Raw genomic sequence first — 21,211 nt, 5'->3', positions numbered from 1 at the left:
TATTGCCATTCTGTGCATTTTACCTTTGACTTCTCAGTAGGATGAGTCTTTTATACACATAGACCATATCCACGATGTCGATCTTTCCGTCCATATTCATGTCTAGTCTCGGGTCAAAATGACTATCGGTGCTTGTCATTCTCAAATGATTGGCGATATTGCTTAGCACCTTTACATAGGTTTGTTCGTTGATGATGGCATCTCCGTCTACATTTGAATTGGCCAGTATGAAGCTATCCTGGTAATCATTCTTAGCAAACGTAAAGCTGCCGTCTTTCTTAGCTATCGCGCTTTCCTTGCGAACTTTAAATATGGCTTTGCCTGTTAGCTGTTTTCCCTTGAATTTAATTTTCAAAAGCTCGACGCTGCTGCCAAGTTGCGGGTTGATCTGATTGTTCAGGTTCAATTTAATGTTAAGGAGACCGTCCGCACGATAGACATTTGAATAGACCGAAGCTGTTACACCAAGATTAGCCAACTGGTCGCTCAGGACAATATCAGTTGTCTCAACGTCAAACAAGCTATTATCGTAGGAGACGCTAAAGTTTCCACCCCATACAGCTGTCGAAGTCATCAAACGAACCGTTGTTTCTTCCCCTGCTTCCATGATCTTGGCTTTATTGTCAAAAGAGACATAGAGTGGATTCGTAACAATCACATTCAACTTCATTGTATTGGTCAAGCTGTCTGTTGACGAATTGCCGGCTGCGTCTCCAGCTGTTACCTTATAAGAGTAAGAGGTGCTAGGTGACAAGCCTGTTACATCATAACTATATACACTTCCCTGGACGGTTTGTATCAAGGCCCCATTTTGATATATTTTGTAATTGGTTACACCAACATTATCGGTTGCCGGCGTCCAGTTTAAAGTAACGCCATTATAGGTCGCATTGCTGACGGTTAAACTACCTCCTCCGTTCCATGAAGGCAGCTGTAAATCTTGAGGGGTGGCCGGCAGATAAAATCGGATCGCATCGGCTATGATATTGCCATAGCTTGATTTATCAGTTAACTCCACATACCCTGAAGTACCTGGAACTAAATGATGCTTCCCAAGCAAGACCCACTTCCCGCCTGGGACAACCCTTTCATCAACCGTATACAGCTTGCTGCCTCCGCTATAGTAGACCGTAAATTGGGCTGCACTTGGACGGTCGCTGCTGCCATCAGGAAGCCAGTAGTACACTTCATAATCGCCTTCAGTAGAGATGGTTGGCGTCCATTTGACTTTATGCGTTCCAGTGCCATCAGCCGAAATGGTACTATAGTTTGCACCGTATTTGTTAGGCTTACTTGTACCAAGATTCCACGTTCCTGTAGCTGTCGCACTAGTATTGTCTATGATGATTTCCACTGGCTCCGTGACAGGTGGAGTCGGCGGTGGTATCTCTGGTGTCACGGGCGGTGTGCTGTTAGGAAGAGCAAATTTGATGGCGTCGCCGATCACGTAACCGCTTGCGTTATCATTCAGTTCCACATAGCCGCTCGTCCCTTCATCAAAGAAGAAGCTGCCGAATAAAACCCACTTGCCCCCTGGGGCAGTTTGATCCACATAGAACACTTGGTAGTCGCCGCTGTAATTAATGGTAAACGGTGCCGCATTCGCTCTGTTGCTGCTGCCGTCAGGGAGCCAGTAGTAAACGTCGTAATTGCCGCTCACCGGGATATACGGTTTCCAGGTTAATTTATTGGCGCCAGCTCCGTTCGTCGCGTTAACGTAACCATCCGAATAATAGTTGGGGTTAAAGCTGGATGACGTCCATTTCCCGGTGCCTTGCGCATCGCTATCATCCATAATGATGCTTCGCATCACGAACTTGACAGCATCACCTACAATGTTGCCTGTCACATTGTCGGTAATTTCAACATACCCCGTGGTGCCGCGCTTAAACGTATACGTGCCAAGCGAAACCCACTGTCCGCCGGGTTTACTCTCATCCACTGTGAGAGCTTTGCTCGCTTTGCCATCGTAAACCGTAAACGCAACGTTCTTCGCCATACTGCTATTTCCATCTGGCAGCCAGTAGTACGCCTCATATTCGCCTGACGCCTGAATAGTCGGTCGCCATCTCATCTTATTGGCGCCTGCTACGCCTCCGGCCACAATAGCATAATCCGCGCCATATTTGTTGGCATTTGTAGAAGCCGTGCTCCAGGTTCCCGTAAATTCCGCACTGCCGTTATCGATAGTGATCTCCGTTGCCGGTTTCACAGGTGCAGGCGGAACCACCGGGGGCGGAGTTGTTGGGGGTACAACAATCGGAAGATCAATGGGATAAGCAACAAGCTCAAAAGCAAACCCCTTCGCCGTATCCAGGTTAATGGAGATATGCTGCCCGCTCACCTGGACAGGCATTTCCTCCAGTCTTGCACCATTCGTCGCCAGCTTGTAAGCCTTAAACTTCGTCGGATCGAGCGTTGTTGTCATACCGAATTCGGCTGTACCATATTTGGCAAGTGTCGGCAATGTCCCTTTTACATAGGTCCGTTTGTTGGCATCCGTCAGATCTTGAATCGTATCTTCCGCGGTCGCTGCCACGTCGGTGGTATAAATGGCCAATATTCTCCCGCTTTTGTCGAGCGGTTGATCATCAAGCGAAGCTGCGGATACGGTTCCTTTATCCACACTTGCCTTTATGGATATAGGACCAAGCTCGAATAAGTTGTTGTTCAACGTTCCTGCGGCTCCAATTACGTAAGGGGTATGGATCAGGTAAGTATTTAAATTAAGATCAAAAATAAGCTCCCCTGTGTCCGAAACCAGTTTATTTTGATTGAGATTAGAGAGCATACTGTTTTTCAGATTGACATCATCAATAGCATTAATAAACGTCTCCGCAACCTGCTTTAAGGTCATGCTTTTCGTAATGGATATCTTATTCTGGGCAGGAATATTACCGCTTGCGATCTGTTCCGGCGTAAGCTCAGGCGTAATTTTATAAATGGCATAGGGTTCTTCAGGCTTATCCGCATACACGGTAACTATCTTGAACAGATGCGGAATATACATTCGGTTACTTTCTGAATCTTCATTTTCCGTTGATGCCGCATGCGTTTTGATCGATGTCTTATCCCTGACAATGACAAATTTAGGCTCGCTTGCAGTGATATGACCTTTTCGGAAAATCAGGTTGCTTTGATATTCCGACATCGTTACCAAGGTATCTGTTGCAGAATCAAATGAGTTTACACCACCTAAAGGACTTTGCTGAACAGCTTCTTTGACATTGGTCGCAAAATTAAACCTGTTCAGCATGTCCCAGCCATTATAAGCACCTGTCGAGGCGACGATCATTCCAAGGTCGTCTCTGCCTTTGGTCGGAAACTCCTGATTAAACTCGGTTAATGCAAAAGGCTTCTGGTATAGTTGCCCAAGAGCAAGACCCGGAATATAATTTTTAAAAATCGTACTGCCATATTGCGGCACATAATTAGCCTTTGATTCCGGAGCAAATATCATACTGTAACGAGGGTGTGACCCCGGGGCAAAAGAAAATGCGGCTCCCCTGCCATCCACAAGCCCATTATATAAATGTGTTTCATGGATATCCGCCTGAGTCCGCCAATAGTTGGCCAAAGAATCATTAATATAGTTTATTCCTCCGATGGGTGCCTTTACTCCAATTACATTCTTAAGGTACGTTTTCATTTCATTATAGGAATTAAAGGTTTTTTGTGTGAAATACTCGGCAAGGTCATCACGAATGCTCGGATCCGCATCCCAAAACGAATCTGGAAATGTTGTGACAGCCGGATGTCCTTTAGCAGCAAGAAACGTATTAAAGTCTGCAAGTAACCATCCCTTTACAATTGGGTTTTTAAAATTAGCATTATAAAGCAGAGATTCATTCATGGGAGACAGCCCCATCAAGATAGGATCATCCTTCAAGGCAAGTCCGGTGTACGGATTAACATGAGTAAGCCACTGCTGAGCAAATGATTGCCAAATCGTTTTGGCATCCGGAAACAGCGTTGCCATATATTTGGCAGCGAATGAGCCGTAGACGCTTAGGCTTGGAACACTTGAGAAATCCGCATACGCCAAAATGTCGACATCGATATAAATGCCTCGTGCCTTCAGCAAAGAAATGAAGTACTCGAAATTATCCAGTTTGGTCGCATCCAATGTAACTGTCGTGGAAGTCGGCTTCACCATAATTCCCTTTGCCCAGTCATACGCTTGGTCTATGGAAGAAAACCGCACCACATTATATCCCATAGCAGCAAGCCGGTCGGCGATAATAACCATTTCGGCCTTAGTTGGATCCGTACCATAGCTGCCGTTAAGATTGCCGCCATAGAACTTTATTTTATTATTGGGCTCATTTGTAAAATAATAATCGCCATTCCCATCGATTTTCACGAAGCCTTTCGATCCGGCAGGGCCGCCATTCATTCCCGACAGATCGAGGGCGCTTCCGGATACGATTGCCGGAGTGGTATCGATCTGACTCCATGCACTTTCGTAGCAACCCATGTCAAATCCGCCGTTATTAGGTGCTGGAAGACTATCCAAGTCTTTAGTCAAACCCATATCTCCCCCTGCATTTACAGCCGGAGATGAGGCAAGCAAATGAAAATCCGATTTCTCCACCGAAACAAACTGAGGGTCATTGGATTTGGAATGGCTTTCTTGCGATTTGTCAAAAGAATAATATCCAGCAGTATTGCCGACAATATGCGCGAAATCATATACCTGGGATGCTCCGTTTTGTTTCCAGTAAACCGCATTGCCTGAAGATCGGTAAATAAGGTTATAATCAGACGCGAAGTTGGTAAGCGCTGATCCAGTGTCCAGATCGACGGCAACGGCATAATCGCCAGAATTTAATGCAATAATGTTGTTTTTTACCTGTAAGTTATCGAGTGTTGCCGCACCGTATACGTTGAGTCCCAGCGCAGCTTCTTTTCCCATACTACTTGTAAATTTGGAATTTGCGATTGTATTATTGTATATTTTCGATCCGCCGATACTGCCGTTTTTGTTTTCCAGCATAATACCATGGCTTCCTGAATCAAGCGTATACATTTTCCCCGTATCGGAAATGAGGTTTCCATAGATATTATTTGCAGTGGAGTCGCCAAATTCAGTCTTAAGGTGTATTCCTGTCCGCCAAATACTTGATATTTTATTATACTTAATGATGTTCATATTGGAAGAATTAACCACAACACCCGTACTATTCATACTTCCTCTGGCATTGGTTCCGCTCTTCCCTTTATAGAAATCCCTTCCAATGTCGTTAACTGTATTGTAATCAATGATATTATTTGAAGGCTTCGAAAGGGTATTGGTCCCCCCAACCTCAATTCCTGTAAGTTCGCCATCATCCGTGCTTAACTTCCCGATGCCGCTGACTTTATTATAAGTGATAGCGCTACCAGTGGAACCGCTTTCAATCCAAATGCCTCTTGAATTTATATCATACACATTATTGTAACTTAACGTAATGCTTGAGGAACCGTTTACTCTAACGCCCGCTCCATCTCCAGCATGAATATCGTTCCCTTTTACAATCACATTTGTACTACCTGGTGCGATGTAGCCTACCTCATCCATGCCTCCTGTCAATTCAAGGTTGTTTACCTCCACATAACTTTGGGAATTTGAATCAAATGCTCTCGTTGGTCCTGTCACAAGTTCCGTCATATTCTCGCTGGAAGTTCCTTTTGACGGTTTATAGTAGATATAATTATTGTTTAAATCTAGCGCCCATGAACCGTTTGCAAGATAACCTTTAACAGGGCCAGGCAGTTGTGAATCCTGCATTTTACCCTTTAATCGTCTACCATTTTCCAAAAGTATTGTTTTGGAAGCAGTTGCAGCCGGCAGCGAAGAATAATACTCTCCGTTTGCATCAGGCCCAATCCAGACTGCTATTGGCGTTGCTCCAGAAATTTTCGGTTTGGGCAGTGTGGTAGAGCCGTAGGCATCGAAAACAATATGACTTGCATTCGTACCGGAGCTTGCAGGTTTTAAAGTCGAGCCATACCAAATCTCTCCTCTTTTGAAAAGCACCTTATCGCCCGGCGACAGGATTTGGCTATTCACCCGGTCCATTGTCCGCCATGGTGTTTCCGTTCTCAAACCGTCATTGGCATCATTTCCAAGCGTTGCATCAACGTAATACACGATTCCGCTGGGGGCCACTTCCGCCCTTGCCGGTTGAGCACCGCTGAATAGCAACGCATTTGAAGCGAATATAAGGATCATTAACCATGATAATACTTTCAATTTTGACCTGCTCATTTATACAGCCTCCTTATAAAATTTCCGATGGGATCGGTCTATAATTCCTTACTACACAAAAATAAATCACCCCTTTCCATAAAACAAAATTGCCGCTTTTAGCTTAGATAAAGTGAACCGTGCGAATTCGATTGAAATCGCTTTCAATAATTATTCTTCACTTATTTTATCACCCAAGAATTGAACTTCGGTATACACAAAAATACAATAAATGTACCAATTCTTGTTCTGCTTCAGCATTTATCGTGAAACAGCCCGACTCGAAAATTGTTAGTTGCACCTTCGATTGTTGTCTTAGTCATCGAGTGGAGTGAAAAAGAGGATGAACGAGCTTTCGCTCATTCACCCTCTTCTGATTTAATGGGGTACAAATTTAACAGCATCCGCGATTACGAATCCTGTTGTCCCTGTATTGCTAATCACCACATTACCCGATGTCCCTGCATTGAATGTGTAACTTCCTACTAAGTTCCACTGTCCTCAGTTTGGTAAGAATGGTTCCGATCTATTCATAGTTCAGCTGGAATCGATTCTATGTCACTGAACATCTCGTGAGACAAAATGAAAAAAACGACTTCCCATGTCTGGAAAAGTCGTCTAACTTCTTAATAGTAGCGTTTAGTACGAAGGCCGATGATTTAACGCTTCCTGTACCAAGGAAGTCTACCTAATGGTACCTCAATTTGCAGGTTTACAGGTCCCTTCACGATACTACCGTCATCTCCTATCCAAGTACCAAATGGGAACATCACAATTCGTGTCCTCATACCCTTCACTACAACGGGTGCAACAAGTAGAGAGCTCCCCAGCATGAATTGATCTTGGATGGTCTCCATGCCTTCTTCGGGAAATTCATAAGCCATGTGACGTAGAATCGGCTCTCCGGTGATAGCTGAGTGCTTGGCAAGATCCAGAATCTCTGAGCCGAACTGCGCATGAAGCTTGGCTGCCTCTACACAGTATCGCAAATGCTCGTCATCCAGAACCCGCCAAGGTGCCGCAGAGAACTGCATCATAGGAAACAACGCAGAGCACTTGGCATAACGAACAAATAATTCCGAGTCCAATCTGGCCGAGGTAAAATTCGTATATTCGCCTCCACCGATCATATCGGGGCATGTATAGGCATAGCCAAGAAGACCTTGCGCCAAGCCGTCAGGGATTAATGCATCAAGCCCATTGCCTTGCCATTCATGATTCTTATCCCCTATTCCATGTGTTACAGACCGTCCGCAAGCCCGTAAGCGTCTTGCTCTACCTCGGTCACACCCTCCCATGTTATAGGATCTGCAAAATGCAGGGCTATGATGGTATCGATCGAATCCCTGCCTTCCACGGGAACCGATATTTCGATCGCCATCTCTGTCTCTTCCACAATGGCATTATTAGAAGTAATATTTTCCCATGCGGCGATAGACTGACTCAACTTAGGCATAACCAATTTTTCGCTAGGCCAATCGATAATGTGAAGATACACAATATTTTGCGAATAGGTTGCTCCTCCCCATTCCCCCGGAATGAACGGCCCTCCACGGGTTTCATACAACGTATATCCGTAACGCTTTAGCCAATCTCCCGCCTGCCTGAGCAAAGCAATTTGCCGATCCTCTATCGCACCATCCCCTGTTGGACCGACATTCAATAAATAGTTTCCGTCGCGGGTAACCGTATTAATAAGATGGTGAATGCACTCCTGCAATGTCAGCATGGGCGCATTGGGGATATAGCCCCATGACTGTGTCAAACAATCGTTGGAGTCCCATGGTTTATCCGTTCTCATGCCGCCAATTCTACGTTCCCGTACGTGAAAGTCTCCTTTCCAACCAGAACGATTATTGATCATGATACCGGGTTGAAGCTCACGTACCATCGCATTTAATTTCTCCGACTCCCAGAAGTAATTGACTTTGAAATAGATATCGTCCGTGGCAAAGTCATCATTCCTGTACCAACCCTTCTCGACTTCCCAGTTAATGCCCCCATGCGCGAGCCATTCCCCGTCATACCACAGGATATCGATTTTTCCGTAACCCGTCATCAACTCTCGGATATGCTCCCAACACTGCTCTTTCATTTGCAGCGCACTTTCCATATACATCTCCGGAAAGAAATATCCGGGAAAGCGCCAATCCATTGGCGAATAATACAATCCGACCTTGAGACCCTCAGCTCTGCAAGCTTCCACGAATTCTGCAACCAAGTCTCTTCCGGCAGCCGAATTCACACTATTGAAACTGCTAGCTTTACTGTCAAATAGGCAGAATCCGTCGTGGTGCTTGGTTGTCAAAACCATATACTTCATGCCGGCTTCTTTCGCCGTACGTGCCCATGCTTTAGGATCGAAACCTTTAGCGTCAAACTGTTCTGCTAGACTGGCATATTCCGATACATCCATGCGTTCGTTAAACATCACCCATTCGCCTCTGCCAAGCAGTGCATATAGGCCCCAATGAATAAACATCCCGAATTTCGAATCGCGAAACCATTGCATATCCGCTTCAGATAGCGGAGGAACTTCAACTGGAACATAATTTTTCTTCATTTCATGAAGCAATTTCACGCTTAATCTCTCCTATTTACCTATTTTTTCTTCGCTCTTAACCTTTAACGCTGCCCAGCACAATTCCCTTGGTGAAATACTTCTGAAGGAAAGGATAGATGACCAAAATTGGCAGCGCGCTTACAAATATTTCCGAAGCCTTGATCGACTTTGAATTCAAATTAGCGAAAATCTTGATTTGATCTGGCGTCATATTGGAAGTATCAGGAACGGTAAGCACAGTATATAAATACGTTTGCAGCGGATAGCCTTCCTTATTACTCATGAATATAAAGCCGTCAAACCAGTTATTCCAGTGAAACACAAAGGCGAACAGAAGAAGCGTGGCCAAGGAAGGCTTGCATAAAGGCAGCAATACTCTTACAAGTGTTTGAAAGTGGCCGGCCCCGTCCAAATAGGCGGATTCCTCGATCTCTTTTGGAAGACTTCGGATAAAATTCATCATGATTAAGATGTGGAACACTTGTACTGCCGGAACAATAACAAGGGAACCCAAATTGTTGTATAATCCAACCCATTTCACTACCATAAACCATGGAATGAGGCCGCCGCTGAACAACATCGTAATAAGGAAATACCAGATAAAGAAAGGCCGGCTGCGAAATTCGCTCTGTTCTCTAGATAACGGATAGGCGGCAAGAATGGTGCACACCATCATCGCTATAATACCGAGTACTGTTCTTTCTATAGAAATCCATAAAGACCTATAAAAATCCACATTGCTCAAGATATAACTATAGGGCTGGAAAGTAAATCCTTTCGGCCATAAAAAAACTTCCCCTGCGGATACGTAGGTGTTGGAGCTGAACGACATGCAAAGTATGTTCCATAAAGGTACGAGACTGATCAGTGTACCAATTGCAAGCAAAGAATAGTTGGAATATACGAACAGCTTCCGGCCAAACGATTTGTTTTCATAACTCAATACTGCATCCGAATGGCTCATCTTCATTCCCTCTCCATCGGCCGGCAGTGTCTAGAAAACACGATAACCGGTCCATTTATTAGTCAACCAGTATGATACGGAAATCATCAAAAAAGAAACGATGGATTTAAACAATCCCACAGCTGTCGCAATGCTGAATTGCCCCTGCTGTATGCCTTGCCTGAAAGCGTAGGTGTCAATAATGTCGCCGGATGAATAAACAACCGGACTGTATAAATTCAGAATTTGATCCTGACCGGCGTTCAAGATGTTGCCCAGACTGAGAATGCCGACCAGTATCACCATGGGCGTTATAGCGGGAAGCGTTAAATAGATCGTCTGCTTCCACCTTCCCGCGCCATCAATTACAGCAGCTTCGTACATCGATACATCTACCGACGTCAGCGCCGCCAAGAATATGATTGTGTTATAACCGATTTCCTTCCATAAGTCGGAAACCACGACTGCATACGGAAATTGACTCGCCGTACCGAAGAAGAATGTCGGATGCGTTATTCCGATTTGATTCAGAAGATGATTGAACGCACCGTCTTGCGGCGAGAAAAAATCAAGCAATACGCCTCCCACAACGACCCAAGAAAGGAAAAAGGGCAGGTAAGTAATCGTCGTCGCCAGCTTCCGAAACCAATTCTTTGCAACTTCATTTAAAAGCAGGGCAAAAATAAGCGGAACGAGGAGCTTCACAACGATTTTCAAAGCCGAAATGAAAAACGTATTTGCAATCACGCTCTTTGTGTCCGGCGATATAAATAAAGTGCGAAATACGTCCAGTCCGACAAACCTGGAATGGATGAGCGAATAGAGGAACCCGTGGCTGGAAGGCACGAAATCCTGAAACGCCATGACGATCCCTGCCATCGGGATGTAACTGAATACAAAAACTAGAATTGCCGGAATCATAATCATTACATATAAAGGTAGTTCTCTTTTCATCTGCGATCTTTGCACGGTGTCTCCGCCTCCTGCATTTAGCGGTAATATGAAGCGGGAAACCGCAATTGCCTAAGCAACTCCCCGCTTCTAACAGCTTATTTTACTTCGCTTTGAACATATTTCAAAATTTCCGATCCGCCTAATTTATCCCAGTTTTCTGCCGTTTTATCCCACTCATCAACTGATGCCTGACCGTAAATGATTTTCGAAACCATTTCCTCGGCCATTTTCTTGTACGTCGGAACTTTTGAAACCATCAAGTCACTAGGAACTTTGAAGAAGGCATTCTTCAATATGTCCTTCTCCTGAACGTCTTGGAAATAGTATTTCCCTGCAGAACCGTCAGCACCGCTGTAATTTTGCCATGCCGTCCATCCATTCACATAGGTCGGATCTTTTTCAAATTTCTGTTCGTCGTCGTAGAACTGCTTTTGCTCGACATTCAGTTTCGATGGATCCTTGGCTTTGATCGCTGCGGATACAGCCTCGTAATCCTTAGATAGCTTGTACGGATCATTTACAACAAACGGTGCGCTTTGTACGGAATTGCCGAGATTATTGGTTTGATCCGGATTGGCGAAATGGACGGGATCTGCTTGAGCACCGTAAACTTTCTCCACATACCAGTTGATCATCTTCACGATAGCTTCCGGATTTTTCGCATTCTTGGAAACGGCTACGTAGACGTTCCCCGGGCGATACCCATACGGCTGTACCGGCTGTCCGTCACCGGAAGGCATACCAACAACAATCCAATCCGCTTTCGGATCTTTAGTTCTCAGATCGGGCAGCGGCCATAGAGCTTGCCACCAGCGACCCGTGAACATGCCTACTTTGCCTCCGGTAATATCTTGAGCCAGCTTGCCGCCAGCATCGTCAGTACCAAAGCCCTTGTCTAAATCCCCTTTTTTGTACATATCCTGAAGCAACGACAGCGCTTGCTTCACCCCAGGCTTGCTGCCCGACCAGATCACTTTGCCCGAGCTATCTTTCTCATAGAACAAGGAACCGTCAAACCAGTCGCCAGGCTGAGCATGGAACATTTCGAACACGCTATCGGCGCCGCCCCAGTCCTTTATCAGATTGTCCTTGCCGGCGATGCCGAATCCGTAAGTATCCGCTTTGCCGTTTCCGTCGGGATCCCCATTTGTGAACGCGTCAGCGATTTTGACGAAATCCTGCACGGTTTTTGGCGGTTGCAAATGAAGTTTGTCCAGCCAATCCTTGCGAATCCATAGCGATTTGATATCCGCTCTTATTTCACTAGCTGACAAAGGCAGCAAAAACTGTTTGCCGTCTTTAGTAATCGTTCCATTCATTACGGTGCCGCCGTCGTTGTAAAGAATTTTCTTCGCTTCCGGAGAAAGATATTTATCAAGATACGGCTTCAGGTCCAAAAGTTGATCGCCTTTAATCAAGGTGCTTGCTTGCGATCCCGTTATTTGCGGCAACAGATCTGGAAGATCGGAGGAAGCGATGGACACGTTCATTCTGTTCTCGAATTGGCTAGCATCGGATGTCCAAGCATACTTTATGTTGACACCTTGGTCTTTGAGAAAATTGGTCCAGGAGTTGTTTTCGAGCGATTGTCCATCCTGGTACTTCATGTTTTGATTCGTGCGTTTTACCGTCGTGATGGTAATAGGTGTGGTGTACTTACCCATAGGATCCGCTGCAGCGGAAGTAGGTGCAGGTTGCGTCGTAGACTTATCCGCCGCATCTGTAGTTTTGGAACTAGTGCCCCCGTTATTGCTGCATGCACTCAATCCCGCAAGTGTCAAGCTGGCTGCAAGAAGAAAAGAAACCGTTCGCAGCTGTTTTCTCATGTAAATCCCCCCAACTGAAGTATAAAAGTAGCTTACATGTTTTAGTATAGATTGAATGCGTTTTCATCTCTATTCGCATCTTTTTACCTTTTTAACGTCTTTTGACGTATTCACAGCCGTTTCGCTAATAGGAAATAAACGACTCTCTGAATTCCTGCGGAGTTTGCCCGACAGCGTTTTTAAAAAAGCGAGTGAACGATTGTTGAGAATCATACCCGACTTCCAGCGAGATTTCATGTATTTTTTTCGTACTCTTCTTCAGTAAATCTTTGGCCTTTTCGATTCTTTTATCCGTTATATAGTCGGATACATTCCGATCCGTTGCTTGTTTAAAGAGCCTTGACAAATAGGATGAATTTAAATAAAGGAGACCTGCCAATTGGGTCAGAGAAAGGTCTTCGTGCAAATGTGCGTCAATGTATGTCTTTAATCGGGAGATCGTATCCACCTCGCTCTTGTTCGCTTGTTCCGTCTGAAGCGCAAACAACGCCTCTGCAACACGCAACAGATACTCCGCTGCCGCATTCCAGCTCGAATGATCGTCCGTCCGGAATAGCGGGTGCAAATCGATGCTTTGTTCCATGGCCTCTGCCAATTCAAAACGGTTCATATAATGGGTCAGCAATACCGCAGTACGAAAATAGATTTCGATCGCCGACATATCATCCCGGCTTTGCGCTTCGCGTACATGATCCAAAAGCAGTTCCAGTGCTTCGACGAATTCCCGCTTCCGCCCCAGCTCCAGATGCTCCTCCAGCAACTTGAACTTCCCTATCTGTTTTAAAGCATTCTTGCTTCCGCCGGACCGTTTCTGCTCCGTCAGCGGCAGCGACCGATCACACAAAATCATTTCCGCCCCCATACCGATCCGGTTGTTCAGCATCTGCTTAAGCATCCTATACACTTCGGATATTTCCATAAATGGGTGGAAATCTCCACTCATTGCAAAAGAAACGGTTTCCTCGAGAGAGCTCCTAGTTACCAATTGCAAACATTCCAATGCCCCAGTCACCAAGTTGACAGCTTTTCTCCTATCGGAAGCCTCCGTTTCCGGGGGTACTTGTATGAGCCATACGGAAGTAGCATGTTCAGCGATAAATCCGAAGCATGAAAGAGTTTGAGGAAAGTAGCTAGCTGCAAGTGCCTGAAGTGCACAATGGCGATCGTTCCTGTCAACGGCGCTGGCTTTGGGCGGCAGTGAATCAAACCTACCGATGACCATGAAGGTAGGTCTGGTTGCTGATAACGGAATTTCAAGCTCCTTCAAGTGCTGACCCACTGTTTCCGGAACATCATAGTAGCCATAAAGGCATTCTTGCATCATCTTATTCTGAAGGAGGGGCCGAGAGGCTTCTATTTGTCGAGAGGCTTGCTTCATGAAATCCGACAAACGATGGCTTTCCTTAATTTCCTGCAGTACCTCCCGAATGGTACCGACAATTTGCTCGTCATCCGCCGTCTTCAGCATAAAACGCACACCGCCTTGCTGTATCGCGGCGTAAACATAATCGAATTCTCTATGCCCTGTCAGAAATACAACACGGCAGGTGGGCCAGTTCGTCGTTATTCGATTCAGCAGCTCTAGCCCGCTGACGCCGGGCATCTTGATATCTGAAAGAACGATATCTATCTTAGCAAGATCCAACCATTCCTGCGCTTCTTTGGCCGAATAAGCCTTATATACCTCCAACTCATCCGACATTGCCTGACGGAATAGGTCCACCAGCATATCCGCAATTAAAACTTCGTCATCCACGATCAATAGTTTATACATGGGTTCATTCTCCTAACTCCGCTTCCATGGGAATCGTTAAGGTTATTTTTAAGCCGCCAACCTCGCTTCTCCCAAGGCTTAGGCCGTTTTGCCCGCCGAAACGGTACAGTAATCTCTTATGAATGTTGAGGAGTCCTGTGATTTCATAAATCGCCTCAGAATCGGATAATTCTGTTTGCAGTCTTTCCAGCTTTTCATCCGTCATCTGCTCCCCGTTGTCTTCTACGATGATGTGGAGTGCACTCGTCGTCTTATGAAAATGAATGGCGAGCAAGCCGTTCTCCTGCTTGTCTTCAAGGCCGTGCTCGAAAGCGTTCTCGATAATAGGTTGAAGAATCAGCCTAGGCACCAGAATAAATTCGAGGCCGTTTGGAAGCTCATCGAACCGGACACGAATTCGGTTCGAGAACCGCATCGCCTGAATTTCAACATAGGTTCTGGCGTGCTCCACTTCCCTTTCCAAAGGAACCTCATCTGAAGAGCTCCGCGTCACGAATTGAAAATAGTTGCCCAAATGACGCGAGAATAGTTCCGCCTCCTCGTTATATCCGTATTTAATCCACCTGTGGAGGACAAAAAAGCTGTTATATAAAAAGTGCGGATTGATTTGTGTTTGCAGCTGCTTGAACTCCGCTTGCTTCAGCAGCAACCCCTGCTTGTACACTTGGTCGATCAAGGCGTTGAGATTGCCGATCATGGCGTTGAATCTGGTGAATATGTGACGAAACTCATCCTTGCGGCTGTGCTTGATTTCGACTTTCATATTGCCGATTTCAACTTGATAGAACGCTTTAACCAATGTCGTCAGCGGCGCATGAATAAATCTATATAACAGCAAGGCGAAGAACACAATCACAAACAAAGCAGTCATGGAATACAACCCGAACATCCATCGGTAATGGTTGATCTTCTCGTACAGTTGGTCGACCGTCACATATTTCACGATGGTCAAGCCCCACTGCTTGCTAATGCCATAAGTAAGTGCATACTGTTGCTCGTCTATAGAAGCTGGTTCATAACTGGAACCGGCGCCCGAGTTCCGGTTATCGCGATTCCGAACGTACGACGGCAATGGATCGGCCTCAGTTTGGGATTCATCAACAAATACGGCGATGCCCGGCTTCCCACCGATTAGAAACGCGTGGCTTCCCCTCTGGGTCTGCAGTTCATGCAGCATTTGCCGTATGTCACTCTCGGACAAAACGATTGCAATGACTGCAGAAGGTGTTTGAGAATCCTCCGTCAGGACCAAAGAAGATGAAGCGAGTAACAGCAATTGCCCGTTTACATGATAAAGCTGCGCGTGAGGCTCGGCAATGATGGCATGAATGAGCCCTTCATCGGACTCACTCATATTGTCAATGATTAAATTGCTGACGTTTTTATGAAGCACAGTCAGAAGCACTTTCACCTCGGTTACATACCTGCTGCTGGATTTGATCGCAACGATTCGTTCCTGAACGCGCTTCAAGTTCATATCCCTCTCATAATCGGACAGATTCGTATTAGCAACCTCCAACGCATTCAGACTCGTATCGTTAAACAGATCAAATTGCAACAGTCGGATCCGCTGCAACTCCCTGTCCAAATTATCTCTGTAAAAATCCACTTGCGCTTGGGACGATGTTGTGATGTCTTCTTTAACTGCTTGCAAGCCCCAATTATAAACACTATAACCTAAACCGAGGAGCGGAAATAAAACAGCGAGAAAAACGAAAACAAGCCTTGCATAGATCGAATGCCTCGATGTTTTCATCCTGTAAAGCAGATTGTTCATTCGCATTTGAAAATAAGCCGCCCCCATTGAACATAGAGTTTTTGTTTTACATCATATCACTGAAACATGGAATTGTCGTTGCAAAAGAGAAAAACGGCAGACCATGAATGCCCCCTTTTCGTTCGCTACTACTATTGCCATAGACCTGTTGCTCAATTCTATGCAAAGCCTATTCTCAATTAATCAAATCCCCTACCAATCAATGCAGTTATCTGCATGATCCCGGAGGGGATTAACGTTTCTTTATTAAAATGTTACTCTGTCAAATACGGCTTCATTTTTCTTTATGACTGCACTATCAGACAGTGTACGGATGTATTGGTTCAGTTTTTCTCTCAATAAATTCGCTTTAACACTATCCTTCATATCGCTAAACGTACTATAACCCGAATCTTCCCTATCGACACATTCGATGATCTCAAATGTACTGTCCGTTTTAAATGCTTTGCTTATCTCACCAGGTTTCAACTTCTCTGCTACATCGAAAGTTTTCAGCAGCGTAAGATCACGCTTCGGAAAGTGAGACGGATCGAATGTATACGGAATAAGTGAACCGTCCTTATTGAATGCTTTGGCAACCGCTTCAAAGCTCTCCCCATTCGTCAGCCTTTTTTCCGCTTCTTTAATCATTTTTCCAGCTTCATTTTCATCTAGAACCGTCTCTCCGTTTGCAAAAAAACGAAGCTCAATCTTTAGGATTTTTATTTTGTCAGGAAGTTTATAGTTCTTAGCTTTAGTTTCTTCATAATATCGTTTCAGATTATCATCGCTAGTGTCTATTATCTTTTCTTTTTCCAATTGTTTAGTCACAACGTCATCATTCTTGCTATCTAAAACAGTATAATACTGCATCAAGTCAATTTTCTCAGGACCGTAGATTGTTTCTTTTTTTGCTACCTTAGATTTCCTATCTGCGTTTTCTCCATTAAGACCTTTTAGAATCGCTGAATAATCGGTATCAGAAATTAATCCATTTTTTTTGTGAAGGGAAAGCTTTACTTTTCTTTGGACGATTTCCTTTAATGCCGTTTCCCTTAAAACAGCAAGTGGATTTTGCCCTTCAACGCTGCTTTGCCAGAAATCATCATTGTCAATGTAATCGTGTTTTTTAGAGAACTCCATAAAAACGCTAGCCTTCAGTCTGATCATGGTATCTCTCAGTTCCATAACCGAAATGGGTTCGTTATTAATAGAAACTGCGGTCTCAGTGTCCTTAAGCCCCGGTTGTCGCATGAAGATATAAACCGAAACTGCGAAGCTTATCAAAACTACAGCAAGAAGGGCCCTCTGGAACCGTTTGCGCTTTAAAATAGGGATCGATCTCTTTCCAGCCATTTCATCCACCGCCTGTAAATATTAAAATTTCAGTCAAACAGGGCTGAAAGCCTGTTTGACTGAAATGGAGTCATCGCTTAATTCTTTGTGAATGATACATCATCCATATAAACAAATGGATAATTGCTGCCATTATCGACTTGCGTCCAGAAGCCAATCGTGCATTGTCCGTTCGTCACATTAATATTGGATACGGTCACCTGTTGGTAACTTGACGAGTCAGGAATCGCTGCAGACAATGTGCTTCCGCCAAAGTCTTTGGCCTCCAACTGACTGGCGGTGAACCCGTTTCCGCTTCGTTTTGCCCAGCCACTCAAGGTATAGGTGCCGTTGGCTAGTCCTGTAAACGTGCGGTAGGTGTAAACATTCCAGCTTCCCGTCTGACCGTTGTAGTGTGTCAGGTGATAGGTACCGCTATGGGCCCCTCCGGTACTTTCGGTATACATAATAATTGGTGCTTGCACTGGATTTCGTTCCCGTTACGCGCACTTTCAGCGTATGCTGTCCACTGGACAGGACGCCGCTATGGTACAGCGTAACACCGGTAGTACGGTTGCTCAGATAAGTGTCTACTATGGTCTCCGGTCCATTGTCGATCGAAACGGCAGCTTGGCCTTGGTTCGTGTCGGCAGAGCCTACCCATTTAATCTCTGTACCGTTAAACGGAATTTGGAAATAATTGTTTGCACTAGAGGAGTAATGATCTCCCGACGTGCCTGTTGTCCAGCTTCCTGAATATTGGAACTGGTTGTTGCTTGTGCCAGTTACTGTATCTTCAACACTTGAAAGCGTTGCGGTATCAATGCCTGATCCTTCGTAAGCGCCCATGTTATGCGTGCTTCCTAAGGCATTACCATAATAATCGCGGGTACCGATGTTCAAGCCTTCCGAAGAGGCAAGGTTAAGCCCTGCAGAAAGCGCTGGGGAACCTGTCTTCAGTTTATAGGCCGTAACGGCAGTAAGATAGTTGGAACTGATGATTTTTTCACCGTTGCCCGGATTGACGAGCATCGGATCTGCGTTCTTACCTACGAGGACGTTATTAATCTTTTCCTTTCCGGTGCCACTTACCCATGCCGAAAAGCTTGTATAACCATTTCCAGCGAAACTGCCGTTGCTCTGCCACCAGATATTTCCTGAGTATGTGCCGGCGGTGGAGGCGGGATCGTCTTGTAAGATCTTTGTGCCTGTCGTCTGGAAGATATTGTTGTGGAAGTGTACGCCAGACATGTCCGTTGGATTCGATGGTGCGTTCCAATCTTGTACGTTGAGGACAGAACTAGCTGAATAGATGGTGTTGTTATAAAACTCAAAATTAAATTTCGCATTATTAGGTTTGGAAGCTACTGCAATCCAAATAGGGCTAGGCCAAGCATGGTTATCAAGCTCGCTAATATTATACCGGTATACAAGATTGCCTGATCCTCCGTCCGTTGGCGAGTATGAAGTGAAACCTGGCCCGTAGTTGGAGTATGAATAGGTATATTGCTGCGTGCAGTTGTTGCCGTCGATGTCAAAGGCGCCGCCGTCTGCCCCGACGTTGGTCGTGTTTTTAAAGGCCAAGGAATTTTGGATTAAACAACTGTTTGCAGACCAGAAGAAGATGCCTTCCGGCCCGTTGCTGTGCCCGGTCGGCTGGTCCCATCCGTTATAAGAAGCTGAGCTGTATTCGATGGTACTATTCGTGACGTACATCAAGATGATTCCGTCGCCCGTCTCATTTGTAGTTTTCGAAGGGTCTCCGGGATTATTATTGGCTACGCTGTTTCCTACGTAAATGTGATCGCTCATTTGGGTCCATGAGGTCTCTTCTGAAATGATGCCGGCTCTTCCGTTATCATGCGCATTTACATAGGTGATATCGATGTGATCTGATGTTATAACCCTTACGCCGGCATACTGAAAGCCGCTGGCATCCGAGTTAGTAACACTACAATAGTGACAGGATGAGAAGTCTACACCTTTGCCGCCCGAATTCCCTGAATTTCTTCCGTTTCCGATAACATTGATATTTTTAATGTCGATCCCCGTAGTGCCACTAATTGTGATCGCCGACCCGGTTCCGCCATTGATGGTAGCCCTGCCGCTGCCATAGGAGTCAACTGTCACTCTCGTAGTGCTATTGCCCCCATCGCTGCTGTTGAACTGCAGGTTGCCACTGAAGGACGACCCACCCTGGAAAAGGATTGTATCGCCAGCGGCAAAATTAATACCGTTCACCTTGCTGATCGTCTGCCACGGAGAACTTGAGCTTGTCCCGGCGTTGCTATCATTACCGCTTGGACTTACATAATAAGTCGTTCCTGCTGCATATATGGCGGCAGGCGCGCAGAAGACACACAGGTTGAATACAAGAAATGCTGCTAAAACAAATTGAGCTTTGAATACCTTAAACATTTTCATCTCATCCCCACATCTCAGACTTTTACTGCGCTTTGCGAAGCTTCATCGCAACTTGGTTATGTATAGATCGCCTCGCATTCTTGCCGTTCTTCGCCTCATAACTGTATTGAGACAATCATGAGACAGGAGAACAACACATTGAAAAGAGCAATTATTAAAAATTTAGAGCAGCTTCTTAGCTTAACCTTTGATGCATTGAAGTGCCCATAGATTCAAGAATAGCATGTAAGCGTTTTCGTTTCTATTCGCATTTCTTTACTTTTTTAACGATTGTTTGCCTAAGTAACTATCAAAAATCAATGGTATGATGCTGCCTCTTTGATATTTGTTTCTACATTATTCGCTTTTCTTATCAAGAGCCATTCGAGAGAGCAATTAAACCTTCATGAATGGCATTCACGGTTTCAACTGAAGGTTTAGACTTTTCTTGTGCTATCATTTATCAGATCAGGTTTCACTTTTGCTGCCTATCGATTGATTCATACCTCGCAACGCCCGGAATTGCTCCGGTGTAACTCCCTCGGCCAGCCGAAACCTTCGAATAAAATAAGAGCATTGCGAGAATCCCACCCTTTCTGAAATATGCTTCACGGTCCAATCGGTAGAGGACAACAACTCCTTGGCTTTTACCAACCGGCTTTCCAATAAAAATTCGACTGGCGGTTTCCCCATGACCTGATGGAATTGCCGGCTAAAATAATAGGGGCTGTAGCCTGAAAATGCGGCCATTTGTTCCAGTGTCAGATGTTCATAGCACTGTGCGCTGATCCAATCGGCTGCCTTCAGCATCGTTTGCCTCAATCCTCTGGCCGGAGCTCCGAATAAATCCTCGCCATTTTGCAGCAATTCAACGAGAATTTCATACAACAAGACAGATATCTGCGTCTCCTGCTCTTGTATGAACGACTCTCCGTGCGCTAACAAGCTATCTAACAAACCAAGCAATCGCGCGCCCCCTTCCCAATTAAACAGCCACACTTTTCCGCCCATCTTCCCTTCAAATAGAGCGTGCAAGCCCACACCAAAGAAATGCACCCACTGTATATCCCATGGATCTTCCGCATCCGAATGGTACTCTTGAGGCATTTCCGCTCCGTAAAGAAAGCCTGTTCCTGCGGTAAGCCTCACTTTCTGGTTCCCTTGCACCACGTATCCCGTACCGCTCACAACCACATGCAGATTGTAATAGGGCATCTGAGAGGCTGTTCTTTTCTCCCTGTGATTCGTTTCCTCATAATAATGTCCGAACGACTCCGGATAGCAAATATACCGGCTGAAACGGGGATGCGGCAAATAGTGGTTAATCCTCATAGTTCCTCCTGAATATCGCAAAATAATACTACATTTCGCAAAAACATGTGATTTACCATTCAATTTTTAAAGAATAAAATGTTTTATAGGCGCTAT

12 protein-coding genes and 1 pseudogene are annotated in these 21,211 nt (G+C 45.2%); all 13 read right to left on the bottom strand.

Translation table 11 applies throughout. From position 1 onward, the window contains the following. Positions 1-19 precede the first annotated feature (19 nt). Positions 20-6,250 carry a golvesin C-terminal-like domain-containing protein gene (locus NYR53_RS10460; protein ID WP_261305105.1) on the bottom strand — a complete coding sequence of 2,077 codons (6,231 nt, stop codon included), beginning with the start codon at positions 6,248-6,250 and terminating at the stop codon, positions 20-22. 357 nt (positions 6,251-6,607) lie between these two features. Next, positions 6,608-6,718 (bottom strand): annotated as a pseudogene (locus NYR53_RS34620) (hypothetical protein); the annotation flags it as partial. A gap of 170 nt (positions 6,719-6,888) precedes the next feature. Further along, positions 6,889-7,401 carry an alpha-amylase family protein gene (locus tag NYR53_RS10455; protein ID WP_367618638.1) on the bottom strand — a complete coding sequence of 171 codons (513 nt, stop codon included), beginning with the start codon at positions 7,399-7,401 and terminating at the stop codon, positions 6,889-6,891. Between the two features lie 68 nt (positions 7,402-7,469). Continuing rightward, the gene (locus NYR53_RS10450; protein ID WP_261305103.1) at positions 7,470-8,810 is read right to left on the bottom strand and encodes an alpha-L-fucosidase; all 1,341 of its coding nucleotides are present in this window, start codon (positions 8,808-8,810) and stop codon (positions 7,470-7,472) included. 37 nt (positions 8,811-8,847) lie between these two features. Beyond that, the gene (locus tag NYR53_RS10445) at positions 8,848-9,756 is read right to left on the bottom strand and encodes a carbohydrate ABC transporter permease (protein ID WP_261305102.1); all 909 of its coding nucleotides are present in this window, start codon (positions 9,754-9,756) and stop codon (positions 8,848-8,850) included. 30 nt (positions 9,757-9,786) lie between these two features. Next, a complete protein-coding gene (locus NYR53_RS10440; RefSeq protein WP_261305101.1) occupies positions 9,787-10,704 on the bottom strand; it encodes an ABC transporter permease in 918 nt (305 codons plus the stop codon). Between the two features lie 80 nt (positions 10,705-10,784). Continuing rightward, positions 10,785-12,515, bottom strand: a complete 1,731-nt coding sequence (locus NYR53_RS10435) for a type 2 periplasmic-binding domain-containing protein (RefSeq protein WP_261305100.1) — start codon at positions 12,513-12,515, stop codon at positions 10,785-10,787. 124 nt (positions 12,516-12,639) lie between these two features. Continuing rightward, on the bottom strand, positions 12,640-14,289 hold the full coding sequence (locus NYR53_RS10430; RefSeq protein WP_261305099.1) for a response regulator: 1,650 nt from the start codon (positions 14,287-14,289) through the stop codon (positions 12,640-12,642). A 4-nt stretch (positions 14,290-14,293) separates the two neighbouring features. Next, entirely contained in the window at positions 14,294-16,045 is a 1,752-nt protein-coding gene (locus tag NYR53_RS10425) for a sensor histidine kinase (protein WP_261305098.1), read from the bottom strand. Between the two features lie 267 nt (positions 16,046-16,312). Beyond that, positions 16,313-17,401, bottom strand: coding sequence for a peptidylprolyl isomerase (locus tag NYR53_RS10420; RefSeq protein WP_261305097.1), 1,089 nt, complete (start codon positions 17,399-17,401; stop codon positions 16,313-16,315). A 77-nt stretch (positions 17,402-17,478) separates the two neighbouring features. Beyond that, positions 17,479-17,847 carry a hypothetical protein gene (locus tag NYR53_RS10415; protein WP_261305096.1) on the bottom strand — a complete coding sequence of 123 codons (369 nt, stop codon included), beginning with the start codon at positions 17,845-17,847 and terminating at the stop codon, positions 17,479-17,481. Continuing rightward, positions 17,816-19,804, bottom strand: coding sequence for a right-handed parallel beta-helix repeat-containing protein (locus NYR53_RS10410; RefSeq protein WP_261305095.1), 1,989 nt, complete (start codon positions 19,802-19,804; stop codon positions 17,816-17,818). Before NYR53_RS10410 ends, NYR53_RS10415 begins: the two co-directional genes overlap by 32 nt. Positions 19,805-20,251: 447 nt before the next feature. Continuing rightward, positions 20,252-21,115, bottom strand: a complete 864-nt coding sequence (locus NYR53_RS10405; RefSeq protein ID WP_261305094.1) for a helix-turn-helix transcriptional regulator — start codon at positions 21,113-21,115, stop codon at positions 20,252-20,254. Positions 21,116-21,211: the final 96 nt, after the last annotated feature.

Source organism: Paenibacillus andongensis (assembly GCF_025369935.1).
Taxonomy (GTDB): domain Bacteria; phylum Bacillota; class Bacilli; order Paenibacillales; family NBRC-103111; genus Paenibacillus_E; species Paenibacillus_E andongensis.
The sequence above is the reverse complement of the archived record's forward strand: the minus strand, read 5'-3'. Positions and strand labels throughout refer to the sequence as shown.